25 protein-coding genes and 1 riboswitch are annotated in these 20,946 nt (G+C 43.0%); of the genes, 2 read left to right on the plus strand and 23 right to left on the minus strand.

Annotated elements, in window-relative coordinates; translation table 11 throughout:
• Positions 1 to 39: 39 nt before the first annotated feature.
• Genes CUU59_RS05765 through CUU59_RS05860 form a run of 20 tightly spaced genes read right to left on the minus strand, consistent with a single transcriptional unit; the run spans position 40 to position 16,754 of the window.
• Positions 40 to 765, minus strand: coding sequence for an adenosylcobinamide-GDP ribazoletransferase (locus CUU59_RS05765; protein WP_099951039.1), 726 nt, complete (start codon positions 763 to 765; stop codon positions 40 to 42).
• Positions 762 to 1,298, minus strand: a complete 537-nt coding sequence (gene cobU, locus CUU59_RS05770; RefSeq protein ID WP_099951040.1) for a bifunctional adenosylcobinamide kinase/adenosylcobinamide-phosphate guanylyltransferase — start codon at positions 1,296 to 1,298, stop codon at positions 762 to 764. The genes CUU59_RS05765 and cobU overlap by 4 nt, the downstream gene beginning before the upstream one ends.
• Complete coding sequence (gene cobT, locus CUU59_RS05775) at positions 1,295 to 2,371, minus strand: nicotinate-nucleotide--dimethylbenzimidazole phosphoribosyltransferase (RefSeq protein ID WP_169922874.1); 1,077 nt, start codon at positions 2,369 to 2,371, stop codon at positions 1,295 to 1,297. The genes cobU and cobT overlap by 4 nt, the downstream gene beginning before the upstream one ends.
• Positions 2,368 to 3,102: a precorrin-6A reductase gene (gene cobK, locus CUU59_RS05780; protein ID WP_099951042.1), complete on the minus strand. Its 735-nt coding sequence runs from the start codon at positions 3,100 to 3,102 to the stop codon at positions 2,368 to 2,370. Before cobK ends, cobT begins: the two co-directional genes overlap by 4 nt.
• Complete coding sequence (gene cobJ, locus CUU59_RS05785; protein WP_099951043.1) at positions 3,099 to 3,830, minus strand: precorrin-3B C(17)-methyltransferase; 732 nt, start codon at positions 3,828 to 3,830, stop codon at positions 3,099 to 3,101. The genes cobK and cobJ overlap by 4 nt, the downstream gene beginning before the upstream one ends.
• Positions 3,831 to 3,838: 8 nt before the next feature.
• A complete protein-coding gene (locus tag CUU59_RS05790) occupies positions 3,839 to 4,810 on the minus strand; it encodes a cobalt-precorrin 5A hydrolase (RefSeq protein WP_099951044.1) in 972 nt (323 codons plus the stop codon).
• The gene (cobM, locus tag CUU59_RS05795) at positions 4,797 to 5,549 is read right to left on the minus strand and encodes a precorrin-4 C(11)-methyltransferase (protein ID WP_099951045.1); all 753 of its coding nucleotides are present in this window, start codon (positions 5,547 to 5,549) and stop codon (positions 4,797 to 4,799) included. Before cobM ends, CUU59_RS05790 begins: the two co-directional genes overlap by 14 nt.
• Positions 5,546 to 6,088, minus strand: a complete 543-nt coding sequence (cbiT, locus tag CUU59_RS05800; protein WP_099951046.1) for a precorrin-6Y C5,15-methyltransferase (decarboxylating) subunit CbiT — start codon at positions 6,086 to 6,088, stop codon at positions 5,546 to 5,548. The genes cobM and cbiT overlap by 4 nt, the downstream gene beginning before the upstream one ends.
• Positions 6,076 to 6,657: a precorrin-6y C5,15-methyltransferase (decarboxylating) subunit CbiE gene (gene cbiE / locus CUU59_RS05805; RefSeq protein ID WP_169922875.1), complete on the minus strand. Its 582-nt coding sequence runs from the start codon at positions 6,655 to 6,657 to the stop codon at positions 6,076 to 6,078. Before cbiE ends, cbiT begins: the two co-directional genes overlap by 13 nt.
• Positions 6,650 to 7,702, minus strand: coding sequence for a cobalt-precorrin-5B (C(1))-methyltransferase CbiD (gene cbiD, locus CUU59_RS05810; RefSeq protein ID WP_099951048.1), 1,053 nt, complete (start codon positions 7,700 to 7,702; stop codon positions 6,650 to 6,652). The genes cbiE and cbiD overlap by 8 nt, the downstream gene beginning before the upstream one ends.
• A complete protein-coding gene (locus CUU59_RS05815; protein ID WP_099951049.1) occupies positions 7,702 to 8,340 on the minus strand; it encodes a precorrin-8X methylmutase in 639 nt (212 codons plus the stop codon). Before CUU59_RS05815 ends, cbiD begins: the two co-directional genes overlap by 1 nt.
• 33 nt (positions 8,341 to 8,373) lie before the next feature.
• Complete coding sequence (locus CUU59_RS05820; RefSeq protein WP_099951050.1) at positions 8,374 to 9,663, minus strand: cobyrinic acid a,c-diamide synthase CobB; 1,290 nt, start codon at positions 9,661 to 9,663, stop codon at positions 8,374 to 8,376.
• A complete protein-coding gene (locus CUU59_RS05825; protein WP_099951051.1) occupies positions 9,656 to 10,699 on the minus strand; it encodes a pyridoxal phosphate-dependent aminotransferase in 1,044 nt (347 codons plus the stop codon). Before CUU59_RS05825 ends, CUU59_RS05820 begins: the two co-directional genes overlap by 8 nt.
• A complete protein-coding gene (locus CUU59_RS05830; protein ID WP_169922876.1) occupies positions 10,689 to 11,354 on the minus strand; it encodes a precorrin-2 C(20)-methyltransferase in 666 nt (221 codons plus the stop codon). The genes CUU59_RS05825 and CUU59_RS05830 overlap by 11 nt, the downstream gene beginning before the upstream one ends.
• A complete protein-coding gene (locus CUU59_RS05835; protein WP_099951053.1) occupies positions 11,351 to 12,076 on the minus strand; it encodes a sirohydrochlorin cobaltochelatase in 726 nt (241 codons plus the stop codon). The genes CUU59_RS05830 and CUU59_RS05835 overlap by 4 nt, the downstream gene beginning before the upstream one ends.
• 3 nt (positions 12,077 to 12,079) lie before the next feature.
• Complete coding sequence (cbiB, locus tag CUU59_RS05840; RefSeq protein WP_099951054.1) at positions 12,080 to 13,006, minus strand: adenosylcobinamide-phosphate synthase CbiB; 927 nt, start codon at positions 13,004 to 13,006, stop codon at positions 12,080 to 12,082.
• Positions 13,003 to 13,845, minus strand: coding sequence for a cobyric acid synthase (locus CUU59_RS05845; RefSeq protein WP_099951055.1), 843 nt, complete (start codon positions 13,843 to 13,845; stop codon positions 13,003 to 13,005). The genes cbiB and CUU59_RS05845 overlap by 4 nt, the downstream gene beginning before the upstream one ends.
• The gene (locus CUU59_RS05850; RefSeq protein ID WP_099951056.1) at positions 13,845 to 14,996 is read right to left on the minus strand and encodes an ABC transporter substrate-binding protein; all 1,152 of its coding nucleotides are present in this window, start codon (positions 14,994 to 14,996) and stop codon (positions 13,845 to 13,847) included. Before CUU59_RS05850 ends, CUU59_RS05845 begins: the two co-directional genes overlap by 1 nt.
• Entirely contained in the window at positions 14,993 to 15,769 is a 777-nt protein-coding gene (locus CUU59_RS05855; protein ID WP_099951057.1) for an ABC transporter ATP-binding protein, read from the minus strand. The genes CUU59_RS05850 and CUU59_RS05855 overlap by 4 nt, the downstream gene beginning before the upstream one ends.
• A 1-nt stretch (position 15,770) precedes the next feature.
• On the minus strand, positions 15,771 to 16,754 hold the full coding sequence (locus CUU59_RS05860) for a FecCD family ABC transporter permease (protein WP_099951058.1): 984 nt from the start codon (positions 16,752 to 16,754) through the stop codon (positions 15,771 to 15,773).
• An 88-nt stretch (positions 16,755 to 16,842) separates the two neighbouring features.
• Positions 16,843 to 16,954, minus strand: a riboswitch (cobalamin riboswitch).
• A gap of 103 nt (positions 16,955 to 17,057) precedes the next feature.
• On the opposite strand from CUU59_RS05860, the gene CUU59_RS05865 reads away from it, so the two are divergent.
• A complete protein-coding gene (locus tag CUU59_RS05865) occupies positions 17,058 to 17,537 on the plus strand; it encodes a hypothetical protein (protein WP_099951059.1) in 480 nt (159 codons plus the stop codon).
• A 38-nt stretch (positions 17,538 to 17,575) separates the two neighbouring features.
• Here CUU59_RS05865 and CUU59_RS05870 read toward each other — a convergent pair whose 3' ends face one another.
• On the minus strand, positions 17,576 to 18,058 hold the full coding sequence (locus CUU59_RS05870; RefSeq protein WP_169922877.1) for a GNAT family N-acetyltransferase: 483 nt from the start codon (positions 18,056 to 18,058) through the stop codon (positions 17,576 to 17,578).
• Between the two features lie 88 nt (positions 18,059 to 18,146).
• Here CUU59_RS05870 and CUU59_RS05875 point away from each other — a divergent pair, with 88 nt between their 5' ends.
• The gene (locus CUU59_RS05875) at positions 18,147 to 18,893 is read left to right on the plus strand and encodes a formate/nitrite transporter family protein (protein WP_099951061.1); all 747 of its coding nucleotides are present in this window, start codon (positions 18,147 to 18,149) and stop codon (positions 18,891 to 18,893) included.
• A 655-nt stretch (positions 18,894 to 19,548) separates the two neighbouring features.
• Here CUU59_RS05875 and CUU59_RS05880 read toward each other — a convergent pair.
• Complete coding sequence (locus tag CUU59_RS05880) at positions 19,549 to 19,944, minus strand: hypothetical protein (RefSeq protein WP_099951062.1); 396 nt, start codon at positions 19,942 to 19,944, stop codon at positions 19,549 to 19,551.
• 366 nt (positions 19,945 to 20,310) lie between these two features.
• Entirely contained in the window at positions 20,311 to 20,937 is a 627-nt protein-coding gene (locus CUU59_RS05885) for a DUF1847 domain-containing protein (protein ID WP_099951063.1), read from the minus strand.
• Positions 20,938 to 20,946: the final 9 nt, after the last annotated feature.

The raw sequence follows: 20,946 nt of genomic DNA on the forward strand, positions 1-20,946 counted from the left end.
CAATGTCTGTTCTTGAATTTATTATAACATAAAACTCCTTTAAATTATACAAAGGGTCATAAAAATTATTTCAAAAACTTCAACTATCGTCCCATAGACATCGCCAGTTAGGCCGCCAAGTTTTTTATAAATCGGTATTAGCAAAATAGAAATGATCCCTGTCGTATAAAGAACTCGGATGGCTATCCAAGAATTAAAATAAAAGGCAAGGGCAAGGGTCAACAAAAATCCAAGAGTAGCCGGCCACTTCTTCGTGCAAGAATGAAAGTAGGCGGCGAGGCCCGTGTCCTTGGCTGTCTTTATATAGGTCAAAAAAATTCCTGCCAGAGCCCGGGCAAAAACTGGGGCCAAATAAATGCCCCAAGGATTTGGTCCGATTAGATTTGCGATTGCGTAGTACTTAAAGGCCAAAGCCAATACGATGGCCATTACACCAAAGGCGCCTATGTGGGAATCGTCCATGATCTTTAAGGTCTCTTCTCGATTTTTCCGCGCAGAAAATCCATCGACTGTGTCGGACAGGCCGTCAAAGTGCATGCCTCCAGTTATAAGTATCCAGGCCAGTAAAATCATGAGGCCGACATTTATATTTGTCTGGGCAAAAATCCTTGCCACTAGGTAAAGGACTCCGCCAATGGCCCCGCCAACAATTGGAAAAAACAAAAGCGAAAATTTAATATTTTTCTCGTCCCATTCTATATTTATGGGTAAGTAAAATCTGGATAAAAATTGAAAGGCAACCATAATCCCCTGGAGAAATTTCATTTGAGTCTCACCTCATAACCCATTACGATTAGATAGGCCCGGTCGCAAATCTCCGCTACCCGGCGGTTGACTCGGCCGACTATGTCCCGGTAGGAACGGGCGACCTTGTTTTCAGGCACAATGGCCGATCCCACTTCGTTGGTGACCAGGACCAGGTTTTTATTTTTTTCTCGAATTTCGTAAATCAAATTTGCAATTTCCAAATAGGCCTTGTCTTCGATTTTTTTAATCAAATCTGCCGTCAAGTCCTCCTCGTCCTTGGACAAGTCGTACATGATATTGCTAATTAAAATGGTCATGCAATCCAAAAGATAATTGGCCTCAGTCCCCATAGCCTGGTGGAGGTCGGTGTAGCCCTCATAGGTCCGCCAGTTTTGATTACGGCTTTCCTTGTGGAGCTTGACCCGGTTTTCCATTTCATCATCGGCCACTATTGATGTGGCAATATAGCAAACATCATCTGTATTGGCGTAAAGGCTTTCGGCAAAATCGCTTTTGCCCGACCGCGCGCCCCCTGTTACAATCGTAATCATTGGTCCTCCCTTATATCGTAAAGCACGTCGTCAATGTAAACGTCGTCCCACCTGCCCATATTTTCCAGGGCGTAAATGCCAGAGTCAATCATCTTTATCATGAGTGGACAGCCTGTGCCCTCTCCCAGACGCATGCCCATCATAAGTGGCGGATTGACTCCCAGAAAATCCGTTAAGATTTTCATTTGCCTTTCGGCGGACATGTGGGATGGAATGAGATAATCTTTTACATTTTCATTTAATTTGACGGCTGCGGCTGCGGCAACAGCGGAAATAAATCCGTCGATTATAATTGGTTTTTGTTCGTAAGCTGCCTTTAAAAACACGCCCACAAGTCCACCAATGTCGTAACCGCCAACCGTCCTAAGTATTTCAAAAACATCTTTATTATATAAGTCGTATTTTTCAATTGCCTGATCAATGACCTTTATTTTTTTCCTGTAGCCCTCTTCGTCCAAGCCACCGCCCAGGCCCACAGTCATATTTGCTGGCAGGTCAAAAAGTGCGGCCATTACTGCAGAAGAAGTTGTGGTGTTGCCTATGCCCAGCTCTCCAGTCCCGTAAATATCTGCAGGATACTTGTCGACCATTTCAAAACCACTTGTCATCGCTTGAAATAATTCCTCCATGGTCATGGCAGGTTCAATTGCAAAGTTTTTAGTCTCAGGATTTATTCGCCTCTTCTCAACCACGACTTCGGATAATTTTTTAATTTCGTTTTCTTTTCTAGTTCCCAAGTCTACTACAATGAGTTGCATGTTGGCGTCCCTGCAAAGAGAGGCACAACCGGTCTTCCCCCTCATCATGGACATGACGAGTTGAGATGTTAAATCGCTGTAGCCAGACGAAATTCCTTCATCGATGACCCCGTTGTCGCTAGCCATGCAAATAAGTACGCGTTTTTTGATGGATGGGATGGCTCTTCCTTGAATGTTTGCTATTTTTATTGTGGTCTTTTCTAATTCTCCCAAACTCCCTAGCGGATGGGCAATTGAATCCCATTCTTTATTTGCCAAACCTGATTTTTCAAGTGGCCTAATGCCCTCAATTATTTTTTTTACTTTGTCTTTCACGATGTTCCTCCAATTTTTTTTGCGACTTCCTCTAGGCTATAGCCGTCTTCTATATTTCTCTTAATCACTATGGGGAGTGCCCCAAAGTCCAGAGCCGCCTGAATTTTTTCGTCGATCCCAGACCCGTCTCCACTGTCCTTGGTGACCAGGTAATCGGCCCCCACCATATCCAGCATGGCCATATTCATATCATAAGTAAAGGGTCCGACCATGGCGATGATGTCGTTGATTTTTACTCCCATATCTGTCAAAGCTTTCACAGAGCTAACAGTCGGCAAAATCCTAAAGACAAAGCGATTGTTTCCTTGTATGGCAAAAAATTCGTCCGCCCTCTTGGACCCAGTTGTAAATAAAAAATTTCCTTTTAATTTTTTTATAATCTCAAAGGCGTCCTCGTAGGACTTTGCGTATATAATCCGCTCGTCCTCGACCCTTCTGCCAGCTCGGACAAATCTCAAAAGGGGGATGCCCAAAGACTCGCTCATCATGGCTAGGGACTCGGAAATTCTCGTCGCAAAGGGATGGGTCAGGTCGACAATTAAACTTATGTCGTGAGCTTTGACAAAATCTGGAATTGTTTCACGCAAAACCGGGCCCACCAAAACTCTGGCGTCCTCCGGCAAAAATTCCCTGCCCTCATCCGTGGCAACAGTTATTAAAATGTCCTCGTAAGTCCCCAAGAGGTCTAAGAGCTCTCGCGTTTCGTGGGTTCCCCCTGCTATCCAAATCATAAGTTCCTGTAACCCCTTGGCGTAATCATCTTACCATTTGCAACAAAGGTTTCTGAGTTGCCGACGATTACGATTGTCTTCATATCCACGCTTTCGTAGTCGATGTCATCCAAAGTCGTAATCGTTGTTTCAGTTCCCAGTCTACCAGAATCTTTGACAATGCCAACTGGCGTTGATCCCTTTTGATATTTTTTTATCAAATCAAAGGCGTTTTTCAAATGGTCCTTCCTGGTCTTTGAACGCGGATTGTAAAGGGCGATTACAAAATCACCTTGGGCAGCCAGGTCCACCCTCTTCATAATTAAATCGTAGGGGGTCAGCAAATCTGATAGAGAAATTGTCGCAATGTCGTGCATGATTGGTGCACCCAAATCTGCGGCTGCAGAAAATTGTGCGCTAACACCTGGCACAACAACTACTTCAACGTCTGCCTTTCTCTCTTCGACCAGCTCAAAAATCGGTCCAGCCATGCCGTAGAGTCCTGCATCGCCAGTTGAAATAATAGAAACATTTTTGCCTTCAAGAGCCAAGTCAATGGCCTGATTGCAGCGTTCGATTTCACCTGTCATTCCAGTTGAAAAAGTTTCCCTGTCGCCAATCAAGTCTTCGATGTATTCCAAATATGGTTTGTAGCCAACTAGGGCCTGGGAATCTTCAATTGCGTGGACAGCCTCTGGCGTCATCCGCTCACGGCCGCCTGGGCCAATGCCTATTACATATAATTTCATCTTTCACCTCAAATATATTTTCTCGCCAGCGAAACGGTAACCCCGTTTTCACTGTACTTATCTAGAATCAATTCGTCTGCGCCAAGCATTGCTGCCCTGGACGAAACAGCGTCAACCCCTGTGGTCTGGGCCACAAAGTCACTGGTCTTAAAGTCGCCTTGGACTTTTAAAAGGGTCTCTGCATCATAAGTTATAAATTTTCTGTTAAAAAAATTCGCCAGCTCTCTTATGCCAGTCTCATCTTTTTTTAAATCGATAGACCTAAACTCTGCAATGGACTTCATTGAAATTTTAGAAATATCAAAAGCATTTTTAATGGCCATGTAAATTTCCTCAAAAGTCTTTCCACGTTTACAGCCAAGGCCCACGTAAATATCCAGAGGCCTGAGATAGGTGACTGGCAGGTCGGTCTCTATAAAATAATCGCCAACGACCAGAGCCGCCTGGGCTTTTTCCATATCTCTCGTAATAAACTCGTAGGGATATTTCAAAGACGTATTGGTCGAATAAAAAATATCCTTGCCCTCGACAACCCGACCCATAACAGCGGCAATTGTCGACAAGTCTTCTATAATCAAATTATTTTCCTTGGCAAAGATATCTATGGCCGGAACATTTAATACATCGGATGCCGTCGTGATGACGGGAGTCGCCCCAATGCGGTCGGCAATTCTCTTGGCGACTTCATTTGCCCCGCCCAAGTGGCCCGACAATAATGAAATTACAAAATTTCCTCCCTCGTCAATGACGATCACAGCCGGGTCCAGGTCCTTGGACTTAATATAAGGGGCAATGTAGCGAACTGCAATTCCAGTCGCAGAAATAAAGACAATATTTTGATAGTCCCTCATGATTTGCGCCATCATGGGCTTTATTTTTTTGTCTTTGTTGTAAAAATAATCTCCAGCCAAGCGAATTTTGTTGGCCAGGTTTTTTCCACCCTCTGTAAAAAATATGACGGCTAAATTATTTTTTGCCATCTCTGTATCCAGTTGTAAATGACGGGTCGTAGAGCTTGGAGTATTCGAAATCAGTGTCGAGGAAATCTCCAACTAGAATTTGCGCCTGACGATTTATGTCCGCGTCCTTAACTTTTTCTGCAATGTCAGCCAGGGTCCCCTTGACGATTTTTTCATCCGGCCAAGAAGCCCTGTACACTACTGCAATCGGCGTGTCCTTGTCGTAGGCGGTCAATAACTCGTCGACGACCTCTGAAATTTTTTGGACCGATAAAAATATGGCCATAGATGCCCTGTGAGAGGCAAGTTTTTTTAACTCTTCCTTTTCAGGCACAGGTGTGCGACCGGAAATCCTAGTTAAAATAATCGTTTGACTTACGCCTGGCAGGGTCATTTCTTTTTTGACCGCAGCATTTGCCGCCACAAAAGATGAAACGCCAGGGACCACTTCATAGGAAATATTTTCCCTGTCCAGCTCTCTCATCTGCTCGCCAATGGCCCCGTAGATGCTTGGGTCTCCTGTGTGCAGACGGACAACGACTTTGCCTGCCTTGTGGGCGGCCAGCATTACTTCCATGACTTCGCCCAGATGCATGGTGGCTGAATCGTAAAACTCGCATGTCTCTTTGCAAAATTTCAAATGGTCTGGCGTAACCAAACTGCCAGCGTAGATGACCACGTCGGCCCTTTCAAGTAAGTCCCGGCCCCTGATTGTAATCAAATCAACAGCGCCCGGGCCTGCTCCTACAAAATAAATCATTTTACACCTCTTAATATAAAAATGGGGTTGTTGCCCCTCATCATTCCAATTTTATCGACCTTAGAAGATTGGATTAAATTAATCTCCACGTCTTTAAACAAGTCCTTCATGGCCGCTTGGGCTTGGCCAACATTTTTTAAAAGAATAAAGCTCATGGCCAAAACTCCGCCCGGCCTTAGTCTGTCGTGAGAAATTTTTATTAATTCCTCCAGCTTGCCACGGGACCCGCCAATAAAAATCCTATCGAAATCTTGATGAGGAATTCCCTCAGGCGCCATGGCTTGGATGACGTCTACCTTCACGCCAAATTTTTCTGCATTTTCTTTTATGAGGCGTACGCCCTCGTCCACGCACTCAATAGCAGTGGCCTTGGCACCCCGCATGGCCGCCTCAATGGTGACCGACCCCGTACCTGCGCCTATGTCCAAAAAGTCCTGGCCCTCCTCGATATCAAGGGCGTCCATAATGAAGACGCGGACCTCGCGTTTAGTCATGGGGACTTCGCCCCTTATAAATAATTCGTCATCTATTGCTCGCATAAAACCACCACACATACTGCCAGAGGACTTGGCTCTTGGCCAGTCTCCCCTAGGTCAAATTCTTCTATCAACTCGTCATCATAGGACAGATTATAGCCTGCGAAAACTCTTCCCCTCTTGCCCAATTTAAATAATTCTTGGGAAATTCTGTTTGGAGTCATGACCTTGTCAGTCAAAAAAATCGTGTCCCGATTTATATTTTTTAAATCAAAATCGCGTCCGTGAAGGCTGACCAAATCCATGTCATGCCAGGATTTTTTAATGGCCGCCGCCATGCACTGGATGGATGAAATACCCGGATAAATTTTCCCCAGGACTCCCATTTTTTTTATATATTCACTAATCCCGTAAAACATTGGGTCGCCAGATGCCAGTACAAGAGCATTGGCCTCCTTGTAAGCGTCGACTTCTTTTAGAGTTTTAATTTCTATTATATCGGGCCTAATGTCACTTAGGCTTTCCTTGACCCGCTTAAAGGCCAAAACTTTTTCATAAGTCTTGATGGCCTCCAAGACCTGACCGGTAATTAAATTTATATTACCAGGTCCAACTCCTGCCACATCAATCATCGACAAGGCCTCCTTCCATAGAATATATATAGACCCGGACATTTAAGTCTGGATCCTTTAAATATCTTTTAATCCGCGCCTCGGCCCCCCTTTGCATGTCGATAATGGCTTCCTTGTAGCCCGATTCAACGCAAAGGTTCATGGCCTCCTCGGCTGTGTTTAAAGATAAAACTTTCATAATAAAATCTCTGGGAGCTCCCAGCAAAAATAAATAAAAGGCAAAGGCCTCCATGCGGGTGTCACAATTTTTGCTGTGGGTGTTAAAAATTCCCAGGGACAACTTGGAAAACTTTCCAATATGGCCAAGTAGAGTAATATTTCTAAAGCCAGCCTCGTAGGCATATTTCAAAGCGTCGCCAATATAATTGGACATCTGCACATGAGGAAGGTCCAACTTGTAGGCCTCCCGCATCTTCTCCCCGTAATTGCCGGGTACCAGGAGAATATTGTCAGTCCCATGTTCTTCCTTGACCACATTTACTTCCAGCTCAATGGTCTTTAACAAGGCATCTTCGCTCATGGGATGTACGATTCCAGTTGAACCGATAATGGAAATCCCTCCCACAATGCCCAGATTGGAATTGTAAGTCCTCTTGCCGACCGTTTCTCCGTCTGGAACGAAAATAATAATTTCATAATTATCATCTGATACAGATTGAACAGCTTGCAAAATCATTTTTTTCGGAACGGGATTGATGGCCTTTTCGCCAATTTCTCCGTACAAGCCTTTTTTTGTAATGGTCCCAATGCCCACTCCGCCGTCAATGGTCGTAGGGTTTTGAGTTTTGCGGATTTTTGCGTAGATTAAAATCTTGTCCGTCACATCTGGATCGTCGCCCGAATCTTTTCTGATGGCAGCGACCGCCCATTCGCCATCCATGTGGAGGTCCAAGACGTTCAGGTCCACGTCAATTCCCGCCGGCGTTAAAATATTTATTTTTTCTCGATTTTCGCCTTCCAGCAAAAGGGCTCCTGCATAGGCCGCACCAGCTGCGCAAGTCCCAGTAGTATAGCCCAAGCGAAGGCCGTTTTCATAAAGTTCCATTACTTGGTCGCGTAAATATCTTGGCGGTTGTTCTCGTAAAGGATGGCGTTAATAATCGAAGCCGCAACATTTGAACCGCCCTTGGTTCCCACGGTTGTAATTTGTGGAACGTCAACAGTCCTCAGCTCTTCTTTGGATTCAGCCGCCCCGACAAAACCAACTGGGACGCCGATTACAAATAGCGGATCGCACTTGCCCTCTCTGATGAGCTCGATCAAACGGAAGAGGGCTGTGGGCGCATTGCCAATGGCAAACATGCGGATGCCCCTTGCAACTGCCTCTTCAATGGCAATGAGGCTCCGGGTTGTGCCCTGTTCTTTGGCCTTGGCGGCTATGTCCTTGTCGCTAACCAAGGTTATTATGTCGCAAGACGCTGCAGCCAGAGCCGGCTTGTTGACCCCAGCGATTATCATATTGGTATCAGAATAAATGGTCCCGCCATTTTTGATGGCCTCCAGGGCTTTAGCTGAAAAATTATTTTTAAAAGAAATTATATGCCTGTAGTCCACATCGCCTGTCGTGTGAATCATCCGCCTGGCAATCTGTAGGTCCAGGCCTTCGAAGTCGACATCCTTCAAGGATTCGTCAATTATATCCATCGATTTATTTTCAATTTCCATTGGTTTTTGTATATACATATAGTCTCCTTTTATTTTTATTATTTATTTTTATTATTTATCTTTGGCAAAATCAATCAGTCTGTCCATCCAAGTCAGCGGATGGAAGTGGGCGAAAAATCCGTAAGCGTTTTTATATTTGTAGCCGTCCTCCCAAATTTTATCAGTTCCTGGCTTGGAAATTTCAAAAATAGTCTTCTCATCGCTCTCAAAAATTCCCCGGTGAAATTCCCTGGCCCTTAAAATCTCGCCTGCCTTAGCAAAGCCCAAATCTTCTTTTGCTTTGAGTTCGCAGTAGCCAAAATTTTGTAGACGGTCGGTCATCTGAGCAGACCCTTTAAAAATTCCCGCCATATTGTGGCCCTGGGATTTTTCCGCCAAGTACATGAGGCCGCCACCGTAGGCAATCAGCTTGCCGCCTGCTTCCACATAAGATTTTATGGACTCCTTCATGTCAATATTCATCTCTAAGTCGGCGATAAAATCTTCTGGGTAGCCGCCACCAATCAAAATCAAATCAGCTTCTGGCAATTTTTTATCCTTGAGAGGTGAAAAGGGAATGAAGTTTTCTCTTCCCTCAAAATTATAAAAAAATGGAAAGGCCTGGTCGTGGGCGTAGGCGATTTTTATGTCCTTTAAATCATTGACATAATTTTTATTATCATCGTCAACTTTTATTTCCTGGCACTGGGCAATCCTATAGAGCTCGTCCATGTCCAAGTGGTGGGCGACAAGTTCGCTTGCCACCTCCAGAAGGTCCATAAAATTTCTCTGCTCATGAGGCAAAAGTAAGCCTTGGTTTTTGGATTTTATATTTAGCCTATCGTCATAAGGCAGGTAGCCCAGGACTGAAATGCCAATATATTTTTCCACCTGGGTCTTCAAGAGCTCGTACATTTTTTGCGAGGTCTTGTTAAAGATTATCCCCTTGATTTGCCCGCCAGAAAAATCCATCATGCCCTTAATCTTAGGTATGGCCGTGAAGGATTCACCCTTGGGTTCATAGACGATGACGACCGGCGTCTGAGTACGCTTTGAAAGATCGTAGCAGGAATACTCATAAGTATTTTGCAGGCCGTCAAAATATCCCATGACTCCTTCGATAATTTTAAAACCATCCTTGGCCAGGGCCCTATTTATATTTTTTTCATCCATCAAAAACAAGTCTAGATTTTCCGCTGGCCGACTAGCCGCCTGTGACAAATAGTCTGCGTCAATGTAGTCAGGCCCCACCTTGTAGCCGCGGACTTTTTCCTCCCTGCCAATGGCCCGCAAAAGAGCCAGGGATATAAAGGTCTTGCCCGTGTTTGAAGATGGGGCTGCAATCATAAGTCTCCTATCCATTTATAATCTCCTTAAAAGCTTGAATGAGTTTTGCGTTTTTTTCATGGTCTTTAACGGCAACCCGGATAAAATTGCCCTCTAAGTTTCTATATGAAGAACACTTGCGAACCAAGATCTTCCTATTTAAAAATTCTTGGAAGACATCTTCTTCCTCGCGGTCGCCCAAATTTATTAGTAAAAAGTCTGCAGATGACTCATAGGTCTTTAAGCTTAATTTCTCAAGCTCGTCTATTAAAAATTCCCTCTCCTTTTTTATATAGGCCTTGGATTTTTCCCTGAAGTCTTGGTCCATGAAAATCTTTCCCATATTTTCCAAGAGGGCTCCCACCGACCAAGATGGGACGAGGCTTCTAAGTCTTTTGATATTTTTCTTTGAGGAAAATGCCATGCCAAGTCTGAGTCCAGGCAGGGAATAAAATTTTGTCGCCGCCTTTATCAAATAAATATCGTCCCCAATATAATCCATGGCCCTATAGTCCAGGTCTGCAAAATCGTCAAAGGCCTGGTCCAGCATGAGATGGGCAGGAGATCCTTTAATTATTGAAATTAATTTTTCAAATTCATTTTTTCTTAAAGCCCGGCCGTTGGGGTTATTGGGATTTGTAAGAATAATAAGATCACCCTTTTTAAAGGCAAACTTTTCTAAATTTTCAAAGTCAAGAGTAAAATCGCTTTTTAAGTCCACTCTTAAAAATTCTTTGCCGTAGACCCTTGCACGAATTTCGTATTCAGAAAAAGACGGATCAAAGACGATTGTCCGCTCGTGTTCAAAGATAATCCGGTCAATAAGCTCAATGGCCCCGTTGCCCAGAGCGATTTTATTTTGGTCCACACCAAAGGCCTTGGAGATATCGGCCATCAAAGACCTGTATTCTATGTCCGGATAGCGCTCGATGGATTTTAAATGATCCTCGATAATATCGTAGACATAGGCCGGCGGACCAAGTGGATTTATATTGGAAGAAAAATCCAGAATGTCCCCGTCCTTGGCATATTTAAAAATATTTGCCCCGTGGATCATGGTCTTATCTGTCATTTTTTTCTCTTCTTCCGATTATTAGTGACAAATAATTCTCCTCTGCCAAGATTTCCTGGTCAGTCTCTGCGACTCTTTCGTTGGCAGCGGAAATATTGGAAATATATTTATAATCAAAGCCATGGGCCTTTAATTTTTTTATAATCTCTTCCTTAGAAGGGTTTTTAAAGGTCTTTAAAATCGCGACCGCATCAGCCGCTGATAAAATATTTTCATTTACATCTTCGCAGAGGACAAAGGCTTCGCCCTTTTTAACCAGTGGCACAGACAGCCTGTTGGCCGCAGCCAAAAAGCTGGGCACGCCTGGGACAAATTCGATTTCCATGTCCCTGGCATAATTAATTGTATTTACCAAAGTCGAATAAACAGTTGCATCGCCAATTGTTACAAAAGCGCCCGATTTGCCATCTGGAATTTCCTTTTGGATAATTTCAAAAGCCTTTTTATAATGGTCTTCAGTCACAAAGCCCATGGGAAAATCCAAGTAGACGATGCGTTTGCCATCTATAAAATCTCTGACCGTGTCCAGGGCCATGTTCTTGCCCTTGTTGTCGGGAGCAAAAATCACATGGGCCTCTTTGAGGGCCTCCACAGCCCAAAGGGTCAGATATTTTTTATCTCCTGGTCCGGTCCCAATTGCATAAAGTTTTTTCAATTCATAATCTCCTTTAGATTTGCATAATACATATCGCGGACGAATTCCTCTTCGCCTAGGCCAATGAGCTGGGCGTCAACTTTTATACCCTCTCTTTCAAGTATTGACTTCCATGAATCTTCGTCGTCTCCTGCCATATCGTTTTTGGCGTGGTCACCTGCCACCAGCATGAGCGGACGGAGAATGACTTCTGTTATGCCAGCTTCTTTTACCCTTGGCAAAATATCTTCGATAGACCTTGAGCCTTCAACTGTGCCTACAAAAACCTTATCGTAGCCCAGCTTTTTAAAGGCCTCTTCAACTTCGCCGTAAACCCAGTCGACTTGGTGTTCAGTTCCGTGGCCCATAAAAATTATGGCCTTGTCCTTGGGTAAATTAATATTTTTTGCAAAAAATTCTATGTCTTCCTTGGTCTCTAAAAGTGGCTTGGCAACTTTGCCAAGGCCGATCCTCTCAATTTTTTCGTATTCAAAACCCCTTAGGATGTGGAGGGGCAAAATATATATTTCATCGCAAGTCTCTTGGAGCTTGGCGATAACTTCCTTTTCATTAAAAACAAATTCTCCGCGTTTTTCTAAAATCCTCTTGATAATTCGGCTGGTAAAGGCCAATTCAGTTTGTCCGTCAAAATTTTCCTTTAAGTGGTCGTAAATTGGTCTAATGTTTTTTTCATAAGTGTCCTTGTGGCTGGTGCCAAAAGCTATTACAGCGAGTCCTTTCATCTCTTACCTCCAAATAATTAATAAAACCATGATAATCACAAAAATTATCTCACTAGTGATGGCCGCCCTGTTGGCCCTTGTAATGTCATTGCGGTTAATGGGCCTGCGGTCATTGCCTATATAGGGCTTGTTGTCCATGTGGCCAAAATATTGGCTGGGTCCTCCCAGGCGCACGCCCAGCATACCAGCCATGGCTGCCTCAGGATATCCTGCATTTGGCGACTTGTGCTTGCCGTGGTCTCTAATCATAATTTCATAGGAACCCCTGGCGTCGTAGCCCAAGAGATAAGCCGCACCTACAAAGAGCAGGCCGGTAATTCTGGCTGGGATATAGTTAACCCAGTCGTCAAAAATTGCGGCCGCCTTGCCCAGGTATTCGTATTTTTCATTCCTATAACCAATGGTCGAGTCCATGGTGTTTACAAATTTGTAGGCCATACCGCCCACGGGTCCAAAAAACAATATATAAAAAAGTGGTGCGATTATTCCGTCGCTGGTATTTTCGGCAACGGTTTCCACTGTGGCTCTGACGATTTTTTCTTCAGATAGATTTGCAGTGTCCCTGCCCACGATCATGGACAGCTGGTATCTGGCTTCTTCAAGGGATTTAAAGAGGGCAAGCCTAACTGCATTGGCGCATTTTATAAGTTCTCTGCCGGCTATAGCCGAATAAATTAAATACAGAGAAAAAAGTTTGGCACCTGTGTCATTAAGTAAGGAAAAAATTCCAATTAAGACCAAGATTGTCGCTAGCAAATTAAAAACGAGCATACAAAGTCCGGCCCAGAATAATCCTCTGTCCCCGCTTACATGTGCTCGTACAAATTTCTCTTCCCTCCTAATAGTTCGCCCCATAATCCTGATGGGATGGTAGTAATAGTTGGGATCACCTATTAAAAAATCCAATAAAACTGCAAAAACTAAAATCATTTTAAACCACTAATCCTCTTAATAAATTCCATATCCATATTTTCTTGCAAAAGCTTTTCAAGTTTGTCCAGTTCTAAATTGAGTTCGTCATCACTTTGGTCCTCGTGGTTGGCGTGCTTGTCGTAATCAATCAGGCTATCCTCATCCACCAGTTCAAAGTGCTCATAGGGAATGAGACCTATAACGGGAATGCCCGTCAGGTCTTCGATTTTTTCTATGCCAGACTCCAAGAGAGTCGGATCTCCCCTAAATTTATTTATAACCAGGCCCTTGATCCTTGCTCTTTCTTCTTTCTCAAGGAGCATAACCGTTCCATAAAGGGATGCGAAAACTCCGCCCCTGTCGATGTCGGCCACCAAAATTACTGGCGCGTCAACCATTTCAGCCAGGCCCATGTTCACTATGTCGTTGTCCCGCAAATTAATTTCCGCCGGACTGCCCGCCCCTTCAATTACTATTATATCATTTTCTCCTTCAATTTGCTCGAAAACTTCCATAATATGGTCGCGAAGTTTGGGCTTGAAATCAAAATATTCCCGGGCCTGCATGGCCTTGTACTTTTCCCCGTCGATTACAACCATGGACCCAGTGTTGGACTGGGGCATGAGTAGGACAGGATTCATCCTAACGTCGGGCTTTAATCCTGCAGAAAAAGCTTGCAAGGCTTGGGCAGTTGAAATTAGCCTACCGTCTTCAAGCGTGTGGGCCTTTGATGACATATTTTGTGATTTAAAGGGATAGGACTTATATCCACATTTTTTAAAATATCGGACCAGACCAGTCACCAGCAAGCTCTTGCCTGCTGATGAGGTCGTCCCCATTACCATTAACTTAGCCATTATTTGTAAAGATAATCAAAAATCATTTGATAGGCATCAACGTATTTTGAATTTGGCTTGTTGTGGAAAAGTCCACGTGGCAAATAATAAACGTGATTGTTAGAAACAGCGTCAATTTTAGCCCAAGCATCGGTTGATGACAAATATTTTTCTACTGATTCTTTGGCGTAGTCTTCTGAATACATGCATTGGATGAAAATATATTCTGGATCCATCATTACAATGTCTTCAATGCTGATGTCAACCCTTGGGCTAGCACCCTTTTCAACTTCGCCGCCCAATTGGTTTTGACAACCCAAATCCTGGAGAATTGTGCCCAAGTCAGATTGGGTGTAGTTGCCCTTAACACCCTTGGCAACTGGCATGATTGAAAGGACATGAGGCTTGTGGTCTCTAATTGGAACCTCTTCAATAATTTTTGACACGCCTTCGATGGTCTTTAGGGCCACATTGTCAAATGCCTCTTGATTGTCGTTAAGTGAAGTGTAAATATAAGCCCACTTTGCGTAGTCGCGAACGCCGTTAAAGGAAATGCCAATTACGTCGATGCCAGCAGCCTTGGCTGGACCTTCGATGGTCTTGTAGGCGTCAGAAGTGATGGCGCAGATAATTAAATCAGGTTTTTCTGCAATAATTTTTTCCACATCCCAGTTTTTGCCGCTTGGTGATGTTACGATGACATTTTTGCCCTCGGTAATATCCTTGCCGCGTTGGAATTTATAAACTTCAACTGCGTTGTCGCCGCCAATAATTAAATCGATTTTACCGCCCAATTCGTCATACATGGATGCGTATGAAGAATAAAATACTGCAACTTTTTGCTGACGCTTTTTAACTGTTACTGATTCCCTGCCGGTATCATCTGTAAAAGTCATGGTGTCTGCATCTTCTTGGATTTTTTCTAGTTCTGCAATGGCATCCTTGGCCAGTGTTGATTTTTTGTAAGTCTCAGCAATTTTTTCTAATTCTGAGATAGCGTGGGCCTTGAAACCAGCTTCTGTATTTGTATTTGTTTCTGCACTCTCAGTCGCATCTGTCTTTTCACTAGTCTCTGAAGCCTTCTTATCTTCTCCTGCCTTTTCGTCCTTTGGACTTGTGCAGCCTACCGCCAAAAGTCCTGCCATTAACAAAATAAGTAATTTCTTTTTCATAATTTCCTCCTGCCGGGAACCATAATCATCTGCCCATCGTGGTGGATAATTTCGGCATCAAGGGCAAAAATATCCCGGATATTTTCGCTTGTGATGACCTCTTCCCGTCTTCCTTCAAATAAAATTTTTTTGTCTTTCAAGGCAAAGAGATAATCTGAATACCTAATTGCCAAGTTTATATCGTGAAGGACAAGCAAGATGGTCGTACCGTATTCTTCCTTCATCCTCTCGATCAAATCCATAAGCTCAATCTGGTAGCTTATATCCAAGTAAGTCGTGGGCTCGTCCAAGACCAATATCTCGGCCTGAGTTGCCATGGTCATGGCTATCCACGCCCGCTGGCGTTCGCCTCCCGACAAAGTCCTAAGGGCCCTATGTTCTAAGACACTAAGGCCAGTAAATTTCAAAACCTCATCAATAATTTCCTCGTCTTTTGCAGATAAGCCCCCCAGCATTGACCTGTAGGGAAACCTACCATTGGCCACCAGGGTTCGCACGGTCGCATCTGTCGGCGACTTGTGGATCTGCGGCAAAAAGGCAATCTTTTTTGCTAGTTCTTTGGTGTCATAATCGTAAATGGACTTGTCCTTGTAAATAACTTGACCATAAGCCGGCGGATTTTTCCTGGAAATCAACCTGAGTAGTGACGACTTGCCAGACCCGTTGGGCCCGATAATGGTCGAAATTTTTCCCTTGGGCACGTCCATGGACAAATTTTCTATAATGGTCTTGGTCCCGTAATTAATTTTTATATCTTTAAAGCCAAAATACATCTTAATACCCCTTTCTATACCTTTCTCTTAAGAGATAGAGGAAGAATGGTGCGCCCAAAAATGCCACGATAACGCTAACTGCAATCTCGCCTATTGGCAAAATTATCCGGCCGACCGCGTCTGATAGAATTACAAAGGAATATCCCAAGAGCATTGAGGCCAGGGATAGTTTACGATAGTCATTGCCCACAAAAATCCTGGCAATATGCGGTACAATTAAGCCGACAAAGGAAATTAAACCCGCAATTGCAATGGCCGCCCCAGATAATAAAGATGAAACGATTATAATTAAAAATCTAAAGCGCTCTGTCTTTAAGCCAAGTGAGCTGGAAAGCTCATCGCCTAACATCAAAACATTCATGTTATTTGACATCATAAGGGCAATTATAATACTTATAATTATATAAGGCGTAGCAAAGAAAACCTCTCCCCAGCCCAAGCCGTTTAAAGATCCAATGGTAAAGCCAAGTGTAGATGCAAGTCTTTCTGGAAACATGGACCTTAGCATATTGTTAAAGGCCGTAAACATGGCGCCCACCGCCACACCCGAAAGGACTAAGCGATTTGGATTTATCCCGTCGCTGTAGGCCAAGCGGTAAATAAAAATCGTGGTCAAAAGTGCGCCGACAATGGTCCCCACCGGCAAAAGATATGCGTAGGCAGGAAAGGCCATTAAAGTCAAGTGGCCCACAAAGCTTGCCCCATTGGTAACGCCGATTACAGATGGCGATGCTAAATTGTTTCTCATGACCCCCTGCAAGAGAGCGCCCGAAAGTGCCAAGGCCATGCCGACTAATCCACCACCAATAACCCTTGGCAATCTAATTTTAAAAATTATCAAGTGCTCCATGGTCTCGTCGTGGACAAAGAGGCCCTTTAAAACTTGGCCAAAAGAATATTTCATTGAGCCCAGGGACAAACCGATTACGGTCGATGCCAGGGCGATTAATATAAAAATAAAAATGTATGAGTCTTTTTTCTTCAAGGCTCCTCCTAAAAATTCCAATAAAAAAACATGCTCTTACAGCATGCCAAAAGAACGCATAATCCCTAACCCAGATTATGCACTCATAGGGTATCCTGACTCTTTCTTCATCCTTTAGGCCGCCTTCCCACGATTGCGCAGTGGCCTTGGCCCTCGTCCAAAATACAGTAGAGGTAGCTGTAAGGTTTTTCCTTTTCCCCACAACTATTTTACCATTAACGGCCCTACTTTTCAAGATAAAAGACGCCTTGCCATGAATAATAATAATAATAATAATGGGTATAAGACAAGTGAGGTGATTAGATGAAAAGGAAAAACATAATAATAATTTTAACCTTAGTCGTCCTTGCAATGACCTTATCTGCATGCGCGACCAAAGAAGAAGCCCTGATAGAAAACTTTATCAAGGACTACTACGCCTACATAGGCCGGGTAAAATCCGATGAATGCCATGAATTGGCAGCCAAAGAATTGGCCTACGGGGACGAATCGGTCCTCAAAAAATACTTGGACGAAAAAACTGTAAAAATTTTAGTCGCAGATGTTGACTACCTAAATCCAGTTTATGAAAAACTAGGTGCAGGCCTCGCCACAGTCAAAATGGAGGAGATCAAAAAAGACGAGGCTGGTGATTACAGAGTAAAATACCACCTGCACTTCTCCGACAACCATGAGTTAAAGGAGAGCCACGAATTAAGATTGGCCGTTGACGGCGACAAAATAATTATTAAATCAGGGTCCATGGGACCAACCAAAGAGCTCATGGAAAATTTAATCAAATAAAAAACAGACGCAAGGAAATTTATTTTTCCCTGCGTCTTTTATATTATAAGTTCATAATAACATTCGTAAGCATTTGAAGACATAAGCTTAAAACCCAAACGCATCAAAAGTTTTCTGGACCTGACATTATTAGTATAAGACCGGGCGCAAAAATTTTTGGCCCCGTACTCATCAATCATGTAATCCATAATGGCGACCAGGGCCTCGGTCATGAGCCCCTGGCCCCAGCAGTCCTGGCTCATGGCATAGCCTATGGAAATAAAATCCTTCTTGTACTTGTCCCAGTCAAAATCAATGCAGCCAATGGCATGGCCGTCGTACTCCATACAGTAGACGGTCTTAAACTCGTGAAACATTTTTAGAAATTGCCTGGAATCATCCAGACTTTTGTGGTGGTTCCAGCCAGCCATCTCGCCAACCCCTGGCACAGAGGCAAAGGCGTAGAGGTCCTCCAGATCATCCGGCCTCCAGTCCCTCAAGACCAGCCTTTCAGTTTTTATTTCCTTAAGCTTAATGCACACGTCCGCCTCCTCAAATGTGGAAATTTTTCCTCTTTTCGTGTATAATTATAACATAATTGTTTAAACATTAACAATACAAGGAGGAACAATGGATAATTTATTTTTAAGCTCACCCGAAGTTACAGAGCGTTCAAGACAAATCGGGATAAAAAAAGCCAACAACAAGGCTAGAACAACCAGGTCACTCGCCTTTATGGCAGGCATGTTTATAGCCCTGGGTGGAATTACAAATACAGTTGCAAACATAGTCCTGTCCCCTGGCATTGGCCCATTCCTAGGAGCCTTTATGTTCGCCCTGGGACTCATGCTAGTCCTAGTTGCAGGCGCAGAACTCTTTACCGGAAATATTCTCCTCTACGGAGCCTATCTATCAAAAGACATCAGCTTAAAGCAAATGGCCACCAACTGGGGCAGAGTCTACCTGTGGAACTTTATCGGTGCTTTATGCTTTTCAGCTGTAACTCATCTTACAAAATTAAACCCAGCTATTATCGAATCCATTACAGCCACCTCAGCTGGCAAATTGGAACTAACTGTTATTCAGTGCCTAGCAGGAGGATTTTTATGTAACATCCTCGTCTGCCTAGGAGTTTGGGTATCATTCTCAGCCAACGACGGTGCCTCAAAATTTATACTAATGGCCATGCCAATCATCGCCTTTATACTGTTAAAATACGAACATAGCGTGGCAAATATGTTCTACTTCTCATTCACAGCCATTGAATCAGGCATCGATTTTGTAGGAGTCCTTAAGAATATGATCCCAGTTACAATTGGAAACATTTTGGGCGGGATGTTTATTGCCAGCATCTACCACCACGCTTATAAGAAGTAAAATATTTACAGTTAAAATCGCGGCTTTTCGCAGTGTTCGAAATTTTTCTCATTCCGACGTACACCCAAGTACGCCTCATTCGAAAAATTTCTCAAGCTACGAAAATCCATCGATTTTTCCTTGTAAATATAGGTTAAGAGGTTGTTATTTTTACAATCTCTTTTTTATTTATTAAATTATAGGTCTACTGCATCTCATTCGCAAAATTTCTGCACTTCGCGAAATATTCCCGTTTTTCCTCGCATATTTATACAAAAGAGTTTTATATAGGTATTTATATTGACCGATTGACTTGCAGGTCTCGTGTCAGAGATTCCCAAGAGTCCAAAAATTTTCATGTAGGGGCGACTTTATGTGGCCCAAAAATTTTTGGACTCTTGGTGAATCTTACGGCCCTCATCAAATTATCCTAGCAAATTTAAAGATAAGAATTTTGTATGAGTATTCATATGAATGTTGCACTTGATTTGACAAATTATCCCACAAAAAAGCAGCCGCCAACGACTGCTTTATCCCATAACATATTTATACACTTATATAATACCACAAGTTCCGCGGACATTAAAGGACATCTTTTTTATCCAATAAAGTACCCCTGTCTTGAATTCATATCAAAACAGGGGTATTTTATACAGATTCTTGCTTTATTTTGTGCTTACTTTGTCAAATCAATAAATTGATTTTGGCTGGGCACCTTAGGTGCTAGTGGATTATCATGCACAACAATAACCCCTCTGTCTCCTTCAACTTTTACTTCAAATGATCTATTGGTATCCATGATATAATATACCCATCCATAATAAGTTGCAATTACTTCAGAACCTTTTTCAACAGTACTTTTCAAGTGAAGTCTCCCATTCCACTCCCTACTAATATAGTCATAGTATGTTGGTATTTCAATGCCTGCAGGATAGGAAACAACAAGACTATCAATAAACTTCCTGCTAGCAGGTGTGGGTCCTTTTACCTCTTCTCTATTTGCCATAATTGCTGGTACCAATAATGTTGACAACATTAATACCGCCAATAAAATCGATAGTGTTTTTTTCATAAAAAGTACCTCCTAAATAAATTTGAATACATTTCTCAATTTCTTAATTAGTGAGTCCTGTTTCCGTACTTAAATGGTATCATACAAGCGTACGCTTTGTCAAATATATGCACTAAAGTCAGTTTATAATCTTTAAATTTCTTTCATTTCGTTTCTTTTTATGTCTGTTTGCATGTGCTTTTACATTTCTTGCATTTAGGAATTGGATTTTTTGCCTATAAATGCTTTCTCCTTATATTTATACCAATAAACGTTGATTTTATGCAGTTTTTAGTATTAAAAGAGCTAGGTGTAATTATTTTTAAACCTAGCTTTTTCAACAATCTGAGAGATTGCCCTCTGCAATCTCTTCTTTCATTCTTTATTCTAAAATCTGTTTTTGAAATATTTATCTGCCTGATAGAGGGCGCCGACTGGGTTGTGGGCGAGGACCCGGTCTTTGGCGACGAGGGTTGTGACCAGGGCGTCTGAATACTTGGTAAAGAGCGAATCGTGGCCCACACACAGGCCGACTATAACATTGAAGTCAGTCTTTTTGTCGTTGAAATATTCCGCCTGGCCTATTGGATTGCACATGACTTCCTCAGTGCCTGGGCGAATTTTTTCCTCGTCCTTGATATCCAAAAATTCCTTAGGCACTCCTCCAGACTTGCACATCATGGAGTGAACCTCAAAGCCATTTTTGCGGAGGATGTCTGCAAAGACCCTGGCCTCGTACTTGAGGCCAATGCAAAAGGCGATTCCGATTTTCTTAAAATCATTTTTTCTGCAAAAGCGCATTATCTCCTCGACTCTGGTGTCTTTTAGATAGCCTTCCTTTTCCGTTTGGCAAGCGGCCCTGGCAATCTTGTAATTCTCTTCGGTCTTATAAAGTTTTTTAATCTCATCCATCCTCTCTTCGTCAACAGTTGGGCAGCCTTTTGGGAAGACTCCTTCCTTGGAATAACATTTTTTAGATGGACACAAATCACAAATTAATTTATCTTCACTCATAAAATCCTC

This window comes from Ezakiella peruensis (genome assembly GCF_900215725.1).
Classification (GTDB): domain Bacteria; phylum Bacillota; class Clostridia; order Tissierellales; family Peptoniphilaceae; genus Ezakiella; species Ezakiella peruensis.